Below are 15,753 nucleotides of genomic sequence, written 5' to 3' on the forward strand. Positions count from 1 at the left end.
TTTAAGGATTATAAAGTGAGACCTTGCTTAAATTATGAAAAATGTGCGTTTATATCACAATGCCCCTTTATCTGTTGGCGAGGAATTAACGCTAGATGTGTTTAGTGCACATCATTTAACCAAAGTATTGCGTTTTCCAATAGGGCAAAACATCATCTTGTTTAATGGCGATGGGTTAAATTATAACGCTGAAGTATTGCAAACGAAAAAAAACTGCACCGTCCAAATTTTAGAAAAAACGCAAAACCCTTCTGAATCAAAACTCCATCTCACCTTGGCACAAGGCATTGCTAAAGGTGAGAAGATGGATTTTTTAATACAAAAAGCCGTGGAATTAGGTGTCAATAAAATCATCCCTATTTTGACTGAACACTGCGTGGTTAAACTCAAAGGCGAAAAATTAACCAAACGCCAATCTCATTGGCAAAAAATTGTGATTAGCGCCTGTGAACAATCAGGTCGATCCGTTGTGCCAGAGGTCTTCACGCCTATTAATTTAACAGACTTTTTACAACAACCCACTGTGAACGGCTTTGTCTTACATCACCGCTCCAAACAAACTTTATTAAAAACGGATACAGTCAATCAGGCGACTATTTTAATCGGTCCCGAAGGCGGACTGAGCAAGGCAGAAATCAGCCAAGCCACTCAGGCAGGCTATCAGTCGTTATTATTAGGTACTCGCATACTTAGAACCGAAACCGCTTCACTTGTAGCAATAGCTAATATGCAATTATTATGGGGTAATTAGTACTTTCAAGATAAAAGAATGGTTATAATGGCTTGCTTTAAGTTGAGATTTTTCACATGAAAAAAATACTAAGTTTCATTATAGCGTTGTTGATTGTCTGGGTTGGCAGTTTGTTGTATGCTGGATATCAAACTGAAAAATTGATTAGCCAATATGTCAATCAAATAAACCAAGTTTATCAACAATCTTACCCGAGCGTTGAGTTGGAGTTGAAAAAATTTGATTCTAATTTCTTTGATGCAAAAGCACAATATGCTATTAAGATTAACATTCGTAAATTAGTAGATGAATTAAACTTAGGGTTGGACAAGAATGATGATTTTGTTGGATTTCTTGAGGATGCTTTTAAGACGCCTATTGTCATTGATCAAGATATACAATATGGACCTGTATTTTTTGATGAGGGTTTAGAGTTTGCCATGGCAAAAATTAGCTTTCAAAGTACTTTGAGTAATTTTGTTAAGACGATGGCAAAAGAATTTTTGCCACGCTTTGAGGACAATCAACAAAAAAATAAAGAACAATTAGATGTACTTATTTCAGAGTTAAATCAAGTTTTAGAAAAAGAAGTCGTCATAAATTTTGAGTCTGTTTTACCTTTTTTTTCTAATAAAGTGCACACAAGTGGTGCTATTAGTGAGATTAGCGTTAATAAAGCAGATACAGTATATACGATTGGTCGAATGACATTTGATGATGTAACTAACATACAAGACCTCACTGGACATGGCAACTTTAATATACCAAATATCATATCTAAATATAAAAATGTGCAGATTTTTAAGATACAAGAATTATCAATTTCTCATAATATCAATGAGTTTATTGATGCATTTAATTATTTTGGCGATGTTAAATTTGATATTCAAAAATTGAATTTTAACTCGTCAACAGATGAGGGCGTTAGTTTTGCAGTTGCTTTTAATTTTAAGTCAAGCAGAAACAATAAAATGTCTGATTTGTCTGATGTAGAAATCAATACAACAGTTAAAATATTAAAGTATCCAAAACAGCTTGAAGTCATGCCATTTGATTTACCAAAAACAGTGTTCGCATCTTGGTCATTAAAGGGTGTTGATAATACAAATTTTGCAAATACCACGCAAAAATTTAAACATTATCTTTCTACAATAGATACAGACAATATCAAATTCACAAAAATCCCAGCTCACCTTATTAATGATATTGCTAATGGTCTTGACAAGTCTTTTGTAAAACAAGTGACTAGTCTTAATATTGATTTGGACATTACAACAGTTAAGCAACCAAAAATTAACAACACATTAAATCTTCAACTTATTTATGATTTTGACAAAGGCGATATGATGCAGTTTTTGGCAATGATAAGTAATGACAATCTAAAGAAAGCTGGTGAGTTTGTAAAAGAGAAAGTTATTGTTAATTTGAAAGCCAAGGTGAGCGCTAAAATTTTGGAAAAATTTAAACCAATGTTACAGACGCAAATACAGCAAGGGATGGTGATAGAAAAAAATGGGTTTTATCAAACCAGTGCCAACTATCAAAATAAAAAATTAATGGTGAATGGTAAAGACATGATCGCTATTTTGCAACAATTGATTCTTCCGTTACCACCAGTGCCACCAGTGCCAACAATAAAAGCAAGATAATTTATATTGGGGTAGTTAAAAGCTTTAAGGCAGCTTGAATGGATTCAAGCACATTAGAGAGTTTTTTACGAATGGCAGAGCCAGCCAAACTATGGGCAGAAATTGTGCCCACGACTAATTGTTCACTAACACCGGCCAACAATAATCTAGCTTTGATTTTTTCATTATCCAAGCCCAACTGCGCTAAGACATTTTCTGCTTGAGTTTGACACTGCTCAATATCTGCGAGTCTTTGAACCATTGGATGTGACAGGTAAGCGCCTAATACTTCTAAGGTGCGATACAAAACATGCTCTTGATTAATCTTTTTTAGAATGTGATTGATGGTTTGCAACATGATTTGACCTTGTTCGCTATTGACACATTCTAATTCTTTAATATTGTTATCTAATGCGATTGTATTGTTATTGTTGGGTAAATTGCCTTCCATTCTCTCAATAAAACCCACTAAAAAAGCGGGCTTTCTTTGCCCTTGTTTCCATAATCTATCCTTTGCTTGTGGTGAGATTAAATCCTCTTGTAGTAGTAAGTTAGTGGTGTCGATGAGTTGCGTGGTGTCATCGGTAAAGGGTAGAAATTCTAGTAAATAATCGGCAATTTGTTTGCCAATGGGGTGTTTGATGACAAAATTTCGAGTGAGAAGAAAGCGCCCAATTTCTGCTTGTTGGTCGGTATTGGTTGCGCACCACCAAACTAAATCTAATACTTCATCGTTTAAGTTTTGCGAATTTGCCACTGCGACCACGGCTTCAATATTGCCAATTTTTAATAGTGATTTTAAGTTACTCGATCCCACTTGACCCATTCTTGACCAACGCTTTAAATATGAGGGGTAGCCACCCATAGAACCTAGTATTTGAGAGGCTAAAAGTTTTTGCACCGCTTTAATATATTTAGTGCTATCACCAGATGGATTGAGTGTGATGGTTTGTTCTTTTTTGTTTTCAGTTAAGCCCACGACCGCCAACTTATAAATATCAACACGAATTGCGACACAAGTGGCAATGAGTACATTAAGTCGTAGAGTGTCTTCGGGTGTCAACATCGGTTTTAAGTCTTAGTTTTGGTATTGAAATATCGGTTAAGTTGTGAGAGTGATTGTGATGCCAATGCATCTTTAAAAATCACTACGGATTCTTTGCCAACATTGATAATAATCAAAAAACGAGATTGGTACGAGGGGTAAAACACCGAGAATTGCTGGGTAGAATGGTCATTTTTTTCAACCGTTAATTTGTCTTCGTCTAAAACCATTTTAACAATGGAATTTGGGTGCGTAAGATGTAGCGATTTTGGCAAAAAATAGAACAACCATATGGATAACAAGCTACTTAAAATAACGCTTAACCATAGCGTGTAAAAATAATACCAAATCGCAAATAAACCCAAGCAATAAACGAAAATACTAAGGGTTAAATAAATTTTTGATGCTTGAATTTTGATGTCAAGTTTGTTATGCATTGTCACTCAATTCAAAACCTATTTCTCTAGCACGCTCAAAGGCAGCACGCATGGCGTGAGAGATTATTATTTCAAAATTTTGCTCTTGAAAACTCTCAATTGCTGCTTGTGTGGTGCCATTTTTCGAGGTAACTTTGGCGCGCAGTTCGCGTGCAGAATCAGCACTTTGCTTTGACATCGTGCTAGCACCGAGTGCAGTTTGAATACTGAGTTTTTCAGCGATTTGCTTGTCTAGTCCGAGTGCAACACCAGCATTGGTCATTGATTCAATCATTAAAAAGAAATAAGCAGGACCACTACCTGATAGTGCTGTTACCGCATCAAGCATTGTTTCTTCTTTCACCCAAAAGTATTCACCAACTGAGCCAAGAATTTGTTCAGCCAATTCTTTTTGTTTATCGCTCACAGCATCATTAGCCACCATTCCAGTTGCACCTTTGCCCACCAGTGCGGGTGTATTTGGCATTGTGCGTACAATAGATGCGCCTCCTCCTAGCCAAGCGTTAATATCACGACTTTTTACGCCAGCAGCGATAGAAATCATCAAAGGTCTGTGGCGAGTGTGTATTTTTATTTCCTTGCAAACACTTGACAATATTTGTGGTTTTACTGCCAGTACAACCACATCGCATCCTGTAGCCACTTGCGAGTTATCGGTAAAAACTTCAACACCAAATTCCAACTTTCGTTGTGATAATAGTGTTGTATCAGTGTCGCTGAGTTTGATATTTGACGCCTCAAATCCATTGTTAATCAAGCCAGAAATCAGCGCATGTGCCATATTACCCGCACCAATAAAACCAATTGTTGTTGTCTTTTGCATTAAAATACCTTAAAACTTATTTAGTTGACTATTCTACTTAACAATACAAAAGGAAACATGAAAAAATTTAACCCAAAACTAATTATGATCGATGTTGATGGTACTTTAGTTGATAGTGTGCCAGATTTGGCTTATTGTGTTGATGAATTAATGATAGCAATGGGTAGAGAAAAATGGGGCGAGGCAAAAGTACGCCACTGGGTCGGTAATGGTGTGCCAAAATTGGTAGAGCGTGCTCTTACAGGAGGGTTAGAGGGTGCGGTTAATCAAGATGATTACGACAAAGCCTACCCGATTTTTTTGGATTTATACGCCAAAAATACCTCAGGTCGTTCATCGCTATATCCGGGTGTGAGAGAAGGATTAGATTATATGAAAGCACAAGGTTACACCTTGGGTTGTGTGACTAACAAGGCTGAACAATTTACCCTGCCAATTTTAAAAGACTTAGGTATTTTTGATGAGTTTGGTATTGTTATTTCTGGCGACACTTTAGCCAAGAAAAAACCAGACCCATTGCCATTGCTTCATGCTGCAAAATTCTTTGGCGTTAACCCAACAGATGCAATGATGTTGGGCGATTCAATCAGTGATGTTAAGGCATCACGCGCGGCAGGTTTTAAGGTTATTTGTATGTCTTATGGTTACAATCATGGTGATGATATTCGTGATGCCAATCCTGATTTAGTGATTGATTCAATGGCTGAGCTTAAAAATTATTTATGAGGAAGGCAAGGCTTTCACCACTTTTCTTAATGTAGTTATATGGATACATTTGACCAACAATATATTTGGCATCCTTATACCAAAGCTCCTAATCCAATAAAATCGCATCAAGTGCTATCAGCTGAGGGTGTTTATCTGAATTTGGATAATGGCAAGCGTGTGATTGATGGTATGAGTTCGTGGTGGTCGGCGATTCATGGTTACAATCACCCTGTGTTGAATACAGCTATCACTCAGCAATTGGCAAAAATGTCGCATGTGATGTTTGGCGGTTTAACGCATCAAAGTGCCATTGATTTGGCAAAAATCTTAGTAGAAGTCACGCCTGATAATTTAACCAAAGTTTTTTTTACTGATTCAGGCTCAGTGGCTGTAGAATCCGCACTAAAAATGGCGTTGCAATATTGGCATAATAAGGGTGAGAAAAACAAACAAAAATTTATTACCATACGCGCGGGTTACCATGGCGATACATTCGGGGCAATGAGTGTGTGCGACCCTGAAAATGGCATGCATCATTTGTTCTCAGGTGTATTGCCAAAGCATTATTTTGTTAAAAGCCCATCTATCGTGTCAATGGAGGAGGCATTAGTCGATTTGGAAGTAGCATTAAAGCAAAATTCTGATTCCATTGCAGCTATGATTTTAGAGCCTGTGGTGCAGGGTGCAGGCGGAATGCGGATTTATAATCCACAATACTTAACTAAGGCAAAGGTGCTCTGTGAGCAGTATAAAGTATTATTTATTTTGGATGAAATTGCCACAGGCTTTGGTAGAACAGGCGAATTATTTGCTATGGATTATGTAGATTGTGAGCCTGATATTTTGTGCTTAGGCAAGGCGCTCACAGGCGGCTATATGACACTTGCTGCCACACTCACTAGTGATAAAATTTCAAGTGCAGTTGGTACACTCATGCACGGACCCACCTTTATGGCAAACCCACTCGCCTGCGCTGTAGCAAATGCCAGTATTAATTTATTGCTTAATTCACCATGGCAGGATAATATCGCCCGCATAGAAAAACATTTTTATAGCGAATTATTACCACTCAAAAACAACAACAAAGTGGCTGATGTGCGAATTCTAGGCGCTATCGGTGTGGTAGAAATGGTGGATGACATTGATGTGGAAAAAACCCAAAACCAACTGATTGAAAACGGCGTTTGGCTTAGGCCATATGGAAAGCTACTTTACACCATGCCACCATTTAACATAACGGATGATGAATTATTGACAATCACTAATGCTATTAAAGTTGTCATTTAACAAGCAGTTTATTCAATAGGGTCTACATCTAAATACCAGCGCACTTTGTTTTTAAGGGTGAGTGTGCTGGTGTGTTGGTTAAGCGTGGCGAGCATTTGGTGTAGGGATTTTCTATCAACGGATTGCAAATAAAGGTTGGAGTAGTAGTAGTCGGCTTTTTTCTCCATTACAGGCGTCACTGGACCCCAAATTTCTACTGAGTTCATTTTGATGCTTTTCAGTAGGCTGGTCATTTCTTGTAAAAAATCTTGTGCATTTTGTTTGACTTTAGCATTTGCACAAATTAATGCTTGATGAGAAAATGGTGGCATTTTTGCTTGCGCGCGTTGTTTGAGTAGAGTACTGGCAAATTGGGTGTAACGATTAGACAGCACATAATTAAAAATAGGATGCTCTGGATAGCGTGTTTGGATAGCCACTTCCCCTTGTTTCCCGCTTCTTCCTGCGCGACCTGATACCTGAATTAGCAACTGTGCTAAGTGCTCTGTTCCGCGGAAATTACTTGACAATAAACCACCATCAATGTCTAAGATCCCCACCATTGCCAAATTAGAAAAATCATGCCCCTTTGCCAACATTTGCGTGCCAACGATAATACAGGGCTCGCCAGAATTGATTTTTTCTAAGTGTTGTTCAAAGGCTTTTTTGCGTCTAGTGCTATCACGGTCAATGCGAATAATGGGCGTATCAGCAAAATGCGAACCTAGTGTTTCTTCTAATCTTTGTGTACCATAGCCTAATACTTCTAATGATTGTTCGCCACAATCAGGGCAAGTCTGTTCAGGTATTTTTTCATCATTACAATGATGGCATTTGAGACGATTAATATGACGGTGATAAATCATTGATGAATCGCAATGGTCACACTCTGATTTCCAGCCACACTGTGTACAAAAGTAAACAGGCGCATAGCCACGACGGTTAATAAACAGCATAACTTGTTTACCACTTGATAGATGTTGTTTCATCTTGGCAATCAGCATTGCTGAGAGTGCATTGCCTGCTTCAGTGCGCATATCAATCAAGTTCACTTTTGGTAAAATTGCACCACCTGCACGCTTCATGAGCGTTAAGCGGGATATTTTTTTGTCCATCACTTGTTTCAAAACTTCCAATGATGGCGTTGCCGTGCCTAGGATGACAGGGATATTGGCCTGCTTAGCACGCACAAAGCACAAATCTCTAGCACAGTATCGGAAGCCAGATTGTTGCTTGAAAGAGCTGTCGTGCTCTTCATCAATAATAATCAAACCTAAATTTGGCATCGGTGTGAAAATCGCACTGCGTGTACCGAGTATCACACCTGCTGTGCCATCTTTTGCCATTAAATAGGCATCGAGTTTTTGCGTTTCATTGCGTTGCGAGTGGATAGAAACGATGCATGTATTTAGTCGTGATGCAAAGCGTGTAATCATTTGTGGTGTGAGTCCGATTTCAGGCACTAAGACTAAGACTTGTTTGCCTTGTTTGAGTACAGTTTGTGTAAGTCGTAAATAGACTTCAGTTTTACCGCTACCTGTCACGCCATGTAATAAAAACCCATGATAACCATCTAAAGAAGCCGAGATTTCATCAATGGCCAGTTGTTGTTCGTTGGTGGTTTCAAAATTGGGTTCGCTAGTTTTAATCGGCAGTCCAACCACTTTTTTAATAATGGCTTCTTTGCCGATACGAAGATTTTTTGGTAATGCGGTGGAAATCACCTCACCGATTGGGTGGTGGTAATAGTTCGCCGACCAAGATAAAAAGTCCAAAATTGGTGCGTCCAAAATTGCCACATCGTCTAATACCTCTTCGATGGTTTTAAGTTTATCAAAATCGCTTTTGTCTTTGTGTGCAAGCACAATGCCAATAACTTTTTTGCGTCCAAATGATACTCTTACGCGCGCGCCAACTGCCACTTCTTGATTGGATAAATAATCAAAAGTTTTGTTTAACGGTACCGGAATGGCAACTTCAAGGATTGATGACAAAGTTAAATATTTTAAGACTAAAATAAATGATTTTATACAATAAACAAGGGCATGGTTGTCATTCAAAACACGCTCAATGATTCATCTCTCAATGAGAGAAATCTCACTGATACCTTGCAGCAAGTGATTGCTGAGCTAGGTTATGGCGGGAGTGAGTTATTGATTCGATTGGTTGATACAGCCGAGATTCAACTGTTGAACAGAACCTACCGTGAAAAAGACAAACCCACCAATGTTTTGTCGTTTCCAAGTGAGCTACCTAAAGAAATTGAGGTGGCTATTTTAGGTGATGTGGTGATTTGTATTGCAGTGGTGCAAATTGAGGCTAAGGCGCAAAGCAAAACATTTGAAAATCACCTGATGCATATGGCTGTTCACGGGGTTTTGCACCTGTTAGGCTATGACCATATTAAAGACAATGAAGCTGATGAGATGGAGGGTTTGGAAATTAAAATCTTAGCGGGGTTGGGAATAGAAAACCCTTATTGTTAACTCTCAGGTTAACGGCTAAGTTAACGCTAATCGTCTTGCATATAGCCGATGCGCTCCATTGCGCGTAGTTCGTTCTCAATATAATACATTTTTAATGTATTTCTTTCCCAAGGTGGAATACCTGCTTCTTGCAAGACTTTCTTGAGTGATTGCGAATGTGTTTTGCCAGGTAATTTAATACGCTGAGCTTCATTTCGATAGCGAATAGAAAAATGAGCAGTATTTTTAAATTCATCATGATATGGGCAATTCTCTTTATTTTTTGTCATTTGAGTGTCAATAAAGTAGAGTTTATTCTTATAACGACGCATCTCGAAATTACCCCAGTTCACCAAAGGATTAGCGTCTTCTTTGGCAGATAATAAGCCTAACATTTGTTGCATTATTTTATCGGATGGTGCAAGGAAGTTCAACACACTCAAATGATAACGCATGATGTTTTTAATGCGATAGGGTTCAAGTTGCATAAGGCATTTAACATCTAGTTGGTTGCCATTTATAATTTGATTTTTTTTAATATCAATCTTTGCCAAATCTTGTATTAGGTGCAGGGCTTCAGATTGATGCTTTGCGCTACGCAATAAAGTGAGTGTTAGATTTTTATAAACTGTTTCCAGTTTGGGAATAATATCCAGTCTTAGAAAATTGCGACGGAAGTTTTTGTCCATATTGCTGTCATCTTCAACCCAAGATAGATGATTATTTTTGGCATATTTAAGAATGGCAGATTTTCCAATATTGAGCATTGGGCGATAATGTGTGCCTTTGCCAAAAGGTTTTGATTTCGGCATAGCAGCAAGTCCAGCTACGCCACAGCCACGAAATAGCTGTAATAGCAAGGTTTCTGCTTGATCGTTTTGATGGTGGGCGGTACACAATATCTCGTCTTTTTCTAAATTAGAAGATAGTGAATGATAACGACTTTTACGTGAATTTCCCTCTATATTTGACATTTTTAACAACTGAATATCAATATTAGTATAAGGAATGTTTAGCGCAGTGCATAAATCCTTGCAAAATATCTCCCACTCATTGCAATGTTTAGACAAGTGGTGATTGCAATGCACAGCACGCAGATTATTCGGATAGTGTGTGTGTAGATAATGTAGCAGAACAACCGAATCAATACCGCCACTTAATCCAAGGACAATTTTCTTATCCTTTAGAGCGTTATCCTTGTTCTTGAAATCTTCCAAAACTTAGGAGTTTTTCCGCGCGTTGTTGAACCAGTTGTTCAATATCTATATTGCTGATTTCTTTGAGTTGCTGTTTTAATGCTTCTCTTAATAAGATTTTTGCTTGTTGGGGGTCACGATGAATACCGCCAAGTGGTTCAGAGATAATACTGTCAATCAAGCCTTCATTTTTAAGGCGCGAACTAGTGAGTTTAAGCGATTCTGCTGCTATACTCGCCTTGCTGGCGTCTTTGTAAAGAATAGAGGCGCAACCCTCAGGTGAAATCACTGAATAGATGCTATATTCAAACATCATCATTCTATCAGCCACACCAATTGCAAGCGCACCACCTGAACCACCCTCACCAATCACTACAGAGATAATAGGGGTTGCTAAGGTTGACATCTCGAATAAGTTTCTGGCAATCGCCTCAGACTGCCCACGCTCTTCTGCGCCAATACCGGGATAAGCCCCTGGAGTGTCAATAAAGGTAACAATTGGCATTGAGAATTTTTCTGCCATTTTCATTAAGCGTAAGGCTTTACGGTAGCCTTCTGGTTTCGGCATGCCAAAGTTGTGTTTAATTTTTTCTTGTGTTGTGCGACCTTTTTGCTGACCAATAAACATGACTGATGCGCCATCTAGTTTAGCAATACCGCCAACAATTGCGCTGTCATCTGCATAAGCTCGGTCACCATGAAGTTCGCTGAATTCATCAAAGACCGAATCAACATAATCTAATGTATAAAGTCGACTAGGGTGGCGCGCTAATTGTGCGATTTGCCAATCTGAAAGCGAGGCAAAAATCTTTTTTGTTAGTGAGATGCTTTTGTCTTCTAAGGCTTTTATTTCTTGAGAAATATCAGCCTTGTCCTTGATATTTTTAAGCGCTTCAATTTTGCCTTCTAATTCAGCAATTGGTTGTTCAAAGTCAAGATAATTTAAATTCATATTAAGTTAAAATTAGCAAATTGTTAAGTGGTAAATTATAACATTGTGTAGGCAGTTAAAAAAATCAAAAAATAAAACTTGACATATAGGGTTATTTGTTGAAAATGCATACTGTTGATAGAACAGACTGTAATCATAAATTTAAAGAGGGATAAACCATGCCAAAAAGTATCATTGACGGACTGTTCGGAAAATCACCGATTAGCCCATTACAACAGCATATGACCAGCGTGCATTCATGTATTTCTGAGCTTAAAGGTTTTATGGTTGCTATTCACGAAAAAAACTGGACGGAAGCGGAAGCAATTAGAAGCACTATTGGGCACAAGGAAGGCGAAGCCGATATACTAAAAAAGAAATTGCGTTTAAGTCTGCCTTCAACTTTCATGATGCCGTTTTCTCGTCGTGACTTATTAGATTTGTTGTTAATTCAAGATTCTATTGCCAACATTACCAAGGATGTTTCAGGCCTGATGATTAATCGCAAGATGACTTTGCCAAATGAGATTTTTGATGATGTGATTGAACTTACTGATGTTTGTATTAAAACTTCAGCAGCAGCACTTAAAGCCGTTAATGAGCTAGACGAATTATTAGAAACCGCATTTGGTAACCGTGAGCGCAAGGTGGTTAGCTCCATTATTGAAGATGTCAATGAACTTGAAAGTGAGTCAGATAAAATTCAACATGTAATCCGCGCTAAATTATTTCCTTTAGAACAAGGTTTGCCACCAGTAGATGTCATGTTTTACTATCGCGCTGTTGAATGGTTAGGCGAGTTAGCTGATGCTGCTCAAAAGGTCGGTTCTCGCCTAGAAGTATTGCTCGCTAAATAAGGTTTAATTATGGAAATCATTGCAAATTATGGCGATATCTTATTAGTTCTAGCGATTGTTTTTGGCTTATTTATGGCGTGGGGTGTGGGTGCAAATGATGTTGCAAATGCAATGGGAACCTCAGTGGGATCAGGTGCAATCACCATTAAACAAGCAATTATCATTGCTGTTATTTTTGAGTTCGCAGGTGCGGTATTGGCAGGTGGCGAAGTCACAGCGACCATTCGTAAAGGTATTTTAGACGCCAGTATTTTTACCAATGACCCGCATTTATTGGTTTATGGTATGTTGGCATCATTGTTGGCAGCAGGATTTTGGCTAATGATTGCCTCTTCTCTAGGTTGGCCGGTATCAACAACACACTCAATCGTGGGTGCTATCGTTGGTTTTGGCGCAGTTGGTGTGGGTGTTGATGCCGTTGCATGGGGTAAAGTTGGTACAATTGCAATGAGTTGGATTGTCTCGCCAATCTTGGCAGGTAGTATTGCTTTTGTTTTATTCAAGAGCTTACAAAAACTCATTATTGATACTGAAAATCCATTTGATAACGCCAAAAGGTATGTGCCGTTTTATATGTTTTTAGTGGGTTTTGTGATTTCTTTAGTGACAATTTTCAAGGGATTGAAACATGTGGGTTTGCATTTTGAGATAGGTGTAAGTTATATGTTGGCAACTGGATTTGGCGTGTTGGTTGCTGTTATTGGTACATTCTTTGTCCGTCGCATTCATCTTGATGTTGATGAAAATATTGATTTTCACTTTACCTCTATGGAAAGAGTCTTTGGTATATTGATGCTGATTACGGCAGCGGCAATGGCATTCGCACACGGCTCTAACGATGTGGCAAATGCGATTGGCCCACTGGCTGCTATTTATGGTGTGATTGATAGCGGTGGTTTGATTGGTTCTAAAAGTGCGTTGCCTGTTAGCATCTTATTAGTGGGCGGCGCTGGTATCGTATTTGGTTTGGTGACTTATGGACATAAGGTAATTGCAACAATTGGTACTGGTATTACTCAATTAACACCTTCGCGTGGTTTTGCTGCAACCCTAGCAGCAGCTGCAACAGTGGTGATTGCATCAGGTACAGGCTTACCAGTGTCCACTACGCAAGTATTGGTGGGTGCAGTCTTAGGTGTTGGTTTGGCAAGAGGCATGGCAGCACTTAATACCCGCGTGATTAATAAAATATTTTTATCGTGGTTGATTACATTGCCAGCAGGTGCATTGATGTCAATCCTATTTTTCTTTACACTTAAGGGGATATTTGGCGCATGACATTAGAAGAAATCCAAGCAAAACTTGAAGCAGGCATTGAGAATTCAACCGTCACTATGGAAGGTGATGGTTGTAATTGTTCAACCTTGGTGGTTTCACCAATCTTTGAGGGGCTATCATTATTAGCCAGACAAAAAATGGTATTGGCGACTGTTCGCGCAAATATTGACAGTGGCGAGTTGCACGCGTTAAGCATTAAGGCACGCACACCCTCAGAAGTCTAACTTTCTAAATTTTCGATTTCTCGATTGTCTAAATCTTTTATAATCGCCTCACGCATTGCGCCTGAATAACTCATCCAGTTTGTGATCTCATCGCTGTTGCGTTTGCAACCTACGCAGAAGTTTTGCTTGTTGTATTTACAAATGTTCAAGCAGGGTGTTTTGATAACTTTATTATTCATGTGATTATTATAGTTTGCGATAGCAGGCTACCGTAAAATACTCGCCTTTATCTTAATCGCATAATCCCATGGGTTTTTCCAAATTAGGTCTATCAGACTCTATCCTAGAAGCAGTTACCAAAAAAGGCTATGACAAGCCCTCACCAATTCAAGAGCAGGCTATTCCTGTAGTATTAGATGGCAAAGACATTATGGCCGCTGCACAAACAGGCACAGGAAAAACTGCGGGTTTTACCTTGCCAATTTTGCAAATTTTATCAAAAGGCACACCCGCAAAATCTAACCAAGTCCGCACACTTATTTTAACCCCAACACGCGAACTCGCTGCACAAGTGAACGCCAGCGTTGTTGATTATGGTAAGCAACTAGCCCTCAAGTCAACAGTTGTATTTGGTGGTGTGAAAATTAATCCACAAATGCAAAAACTCAGAGGTGGTGTGGATATTTTGGTGGCAACACCGGGTAGATTATTAGATTTGTATTCACAAAATGCCGTGAAGTTTGACCAGCTAGAAATCTTAGTTTTTGATGAAGCCGATAGAATGTTAGACATGGGATTTATTCACGACATTAAACGCATTTTAAAAATTCTACCTAAAAATAGACAAACCCTAATGTTCTCCGCCACTTTTTCTGATGAAATCAGAAAATTAGCAAAAACTTTAGTTAACGATCCTATAGAAATCTCAGTAACACCAAGAAACACCACCGTAAAATCTGTCAAACAGTGGATTCACCCTGTTGACAAATCCAAAAAACAAGCCTTACTAACGCATCTTATTCAAGAACATAGCTGGTATCAAGTCTTAGTATTTAGTCGTACCAAGCACGGTGCTAATCGTATTGCTACCCAACTCGGCAAAAAAGGCATCACTGCAGCTGCCATCCACGGCAATAAATCCCAAGGTGCTCGTACGCGTGCCTTGGCAGATTTCAAAGCAGGCAAAGTGAATGTTTTAGTCGCCACTGATATCGCTGCTCGTGGTATTGATATTGTTGAGCTGCCACATGTGGTAAATTTCGATTTACCTAATGTCCCTGAAGATTATGTGCATCGTATCGGTAGAACAGGTCGTGCAGGTTCTAAAGGTGAGGCTATATCATTGGTAAGTGCTGATGAAGCCAAACAACTTTTCGACATTGAGCGCCTAACTCAGAAAAAACTTGATCGTATTATGGTAGATGATTTTATTCCTAGTCATGATGTGCCTGAAACTGGTAAAAAACTCCTTCCACCTAAAAACAAAAAGCCAAAAAAGAACAAGAGTCGCAACAAGCCAAGATACGGAAAAAACAGTAATTCCGCTGAAAATAAAGCCAAAAATAAGAAAGGATTCTGGGGTGATAAATCCAACAAAAAACCTAAGAAAAATTAAATCTTTCCAATCGCCTTAAGGCTATGCACTGCAAAATCCTTATTAAAGTGTTGTAATTCTTCAAGTGATATTTCCGTAAAGCCTCGGTTAGTTAGTCAACCCTTAAAAACCACACAACAAATTGATTTATAACAATAAAACCAACAATAACCCTAGACAAATCAACCAACTTTTGCTAAAATACCTCTTATTCCTTGGTCGTTTTGCTTAAAAAAATGTTAACTAAATCTAGCCCAATATCCACCCAATCAAATCTTTTTCATTCAGAGCTCTTTTCTCAATTAGATGTCAAAGACCCTTTAATACAACTAGCCAACACTATTAATTGGACAGTCTTTGATGATGCCTTTGAGCAACATTACTCTCAAAGCAATGGCAGACCCTCAAAACCCATCAGGCTGATGGTAGGTTTGCTTTTGCTTAAACAACTAGAAAACCTCTCTGATGAGCGTGTTGTTTTGCAGTTTAAGCGCAACCCTTATTATCAATACTTCTGTGGCTACTCAAACTATATACCAGGCATGCCTTGCAATGCCACCGAGTTGGTGCACTTTAGAAAGCGTATAGGCGTTAAAGGTTTTAATCTTATTTTTAAAATGAGTGTTGCCTT

At 38.6% G+C, this 15,753-nt stretch carries 17 protein-coding genes; 10 read left to right on the forward strand and 7 right to left on the reverse strand.

The window, feature by feature from the left end; genetic code table 11:
* Positions 1–34: 34 nt before the first annotated feature.
* Positions 35–751 (forward strand): 16S rRNA (uracil(1498)-N(3))-methyltransferase, encoded by a 717-nt coding sequence (locus BHECKSOX2_RS00880; protein WP_139682079.1) that lies wholly within the window; start codon positions 35–37, stop codon positions 749–751.
* A 56-nt stretch (positions 752–807) separates the two neighbouring features.
* Positions 808–2,379, forward strand: a complete 1,572-nt coding sequence (locus BHECKSOX2_RS00885; RefSeq protein WP_139682080.1) for a DUF945 family protein — start codon at positions 808–810, stop codon at positions 2,377–2,379.
* 1 nt (position 2,380) lies between these two features.
* Here the strand turns inward: BHECKSOX2_RS00885 and BHECKSOX2_RS00890 are convergent, their stop codons facing one another.
* From BHECKSOX2_RS00890 to proC, 3 genes are read right to left on the reverse strand one after another with little or no spacing between them, the layout of a single operon-like run.
* A complete protein-coding gene (locus BHECKSOX2_RS00890) occupies positions 2,381–3,424 on the reverse strand; it encodes a hypothetical protein (protein ID WP_139682081.1) in 1,044 nt (347 codons plus the stop codon).
* 5 nt (positions 3,425–3,429) lie between these two features.
* Complete coding sequence (locus tag BHECKSOX2_RS00895) at positions 3,430–3,840, reverse strand: hypothetical protein (RefSeq protein WP_139682082.1); 411 nt, start codon at positions 3,838–3,840, stop codon at positions 3,430–3,432.
* The gene (proC, locus tag BHECKSOX2_RS00900; RefSeq protein WP_139682083.1) at positions 3,833–4,663 is read right to left on the reverse strand and encodes a pyrroline-5-carboxylate reductase; all 831 of its coding nucleotides are present in this window, start codon (positions 4,661–4,663) and stop codon (positions 3,833–3,835) included. Before proC ends, BHECKSOX2_RS00895 begins: the two co-directional genes overlap by 8 nt.
* A gap of 57 nt (positions 4,664–4,720) precedes the next feature.
* On the opposite strand from proC, the gene BHECKSOX2_RS00905 reads away from it, so the two are divergent.
* Both BHECKSOX2_RS00905 and bioA read left to right on the forward strand, forming a co-directional pair.
* Positions 4,721–5,389 carry a phosphoglycolate phosphatase gene (locus BHECKSOX2_RS00905; protein WP_139682084.1) on the forward strand — a complete coding sequence of 223 codons (669 nt, stop codon included), beginning with the start codon at positions 4,721–4,723 and terminating at the stop codon, positions 5,387–5,389.
* A gap of 39 nt (positions 5,390–5,428) precedes the next feature.
* Positions 5,429–6,658 carry an adenosylmethionine--8-amino-7-oxononanoate transaminase gene (gene bioA / locus BHECKSOX2_RS00910; RefSeq protein ID WP_139682085.1) on the forward strand — a complete coding sequence of 410 codons (1,230 nt, stop codon included), beginning with the start codon at positions 5,429–5,431 and terminating at the stop codon, positions 6,656–6,658.
* Between the two features lie 8 nt (positions 6,659–6,666).
* Here the strand turns inward: bioA and priA are convergent, their stop codons facing one another.
* Positions 6,667–8,631, reverse strand: a complete 1,965-nt coding sequence (priA, locus tag BHECKSOX2_RS00915; protein ID WP_139682086.1) for a replication restart helicase PriA — start codon at positions 8,629–8,631, stop codon at positions 6,667–6,669.
* Between the two features lie 51 nt (positions 8,632–8,682).
* Here priA and ybeY point away from each other — a divergent pair, with 51 nt between their 5' ends.
* Positions 8,683–9,123, forward strand: a complete 441-nt coding sequence (gene ybeY / locus BHECKSOX2_RS00920; RefSeq protein ID WP_139682087.1) for an rRNA maturation RNase YbeY — start codon at positions 8,683–8,685, stop codon at positions 9,121–9,123.
* Positions 9,124–9,149: 26 nt separating this feature from the next.
* Here ybeY and tilS read toward each other — a convergent pair whose 3' ends face one another.
* Positions 9,150–10,319: a tRNA lysidine(34) synthetase TilS gene (gene tilS, locus BHECKSOX2_RS00925; protein ID WP_139682088.1), complete on the reverse strand. Its 1,170-nt coding sequence runs from the start codon at positions 10,317–10,319 to the stop codon at positions 9,150–9,152.
* The gene (locus BHECKSOX2_RS00930) at positions 10,294–11,250 is read right to left on the reverse strand and encodes an acetyl-CoA carboxylase carboxyltransferase subunit alpha (protein WP_139682089.1); all 957 of its coding nucleotides are present in this window, start codon (positions 11,248–11,250) and stop codon (positions 10,294–10,296) included. Before BHECKSOX2_RS00930 ends, tilS begins: the two co-directional genes overlap by 26 nt.
* Positions 11,251–11,408: 158 nt before the next feature.
* Here BHECKSOX2_RS00930 and BHECKSOX2_RS00935 point away from each other — a divergent pair, with 158 nt between their 5' ends.
* The 3 genes from BHECKSOX2_RS00935 to BHECKSOX2_RS00945 are packed head-to-tail and all read left to right on the forward strand — an operon-like array spanning position 11,409 to position 13,588.
* Complete coding sequence (locus BHECKSOX2_RS00935; RefSeq protein WP_139682090.1) at positions 11,409–12,086, forward strand: TIGR00153 family protein; 678 nt, start codon at positions 11,409–11,411, stop codon at positions 12,084–12,086.
* 9 nt (positions 12,087–12,095) lie between these two features.
* Positions 12,096–13,364 (forward strand): inorganic phosphate transporter, encoded by a 1,269-nt coding sequence (locus tag BHECKSOX2_RS00940; protein WP_139682091.1) that lies wholly within the window; start codon positions 12,096–12,098, stop codon positions 13,362–13,364.
* Positions 13,361–13,588 carry a BolA family protein gene (locus BHECKSOX2_RS00945; protein ID WP_090716270.1) on the forward strand — a complete coding sequence of 76 codons (228 nt, stop codon included), beginning with the start codon at positions 13,361–13,363 and terminating at the stop codon, positions 13,586–13,588. Before BHECKSOX2_RS00940 ends, BHECKSOX2_RS00945 begins: the two co-directional genes overlap by 4 nt.
* Here the strand turns inward: BHECKSOX2_RS00945 and BHECKSOX2_RS00950 are convergent.
* Positions 13,585–13,767, reverse strand: coding sequence for a DUF1289 domain-containing protein (locus BHECKSOX2_RS00950; RefSeq protein ID WP_090716274.1), 183 nt, complete (start codon positions 13,765–13,767; stop codon positions 13,585–13,587). The two genes, BHECKSOX2_RS00945 and BHECKSOX2_RS00950, sit on opposite strands and share 4 nt — an antisense overlap.
* 68 nt (positions 13,768–13,835) lie before the next feature.
* On the opposite strand from BHECKSOX2_RS00950, the gene BHECKSOX2_RS00955 reads away from it, so the two are divergent.
* Positions 13,836–15,143: a DEAD/DEAH box helicase gene (locus BHECKSOX2_RS00955; RefSeq protein WP_139682092.1), complete on the forward strand. Its 1,308-nt coding sequence runs from the start codon at positions 13,836–13,838 to the stop codon at positions 15,141–15,143.
* 215 nt (positions 15,144–15,358) lie between these two features.
* Positions 15,359–15,753 (forward strand): transposase (locus BHECKSOX2_RS00960; RefSeq protein ID WP_139682093.1); only part of this gene is annotated, 395 nt, incomplete at its 3' end.

The sequence above is a fragment of the thiotrophic endosymbiont of Bathymodiolus puteoserpentis (Logatchev) genome (assembly GCF_900127505.1).
Taxonomy (GTDB): Bacteria; Pseudomonadota; Gammaproteobacteria; order PS1; family Pseudothioglobaceae; genus Thiodubiliella.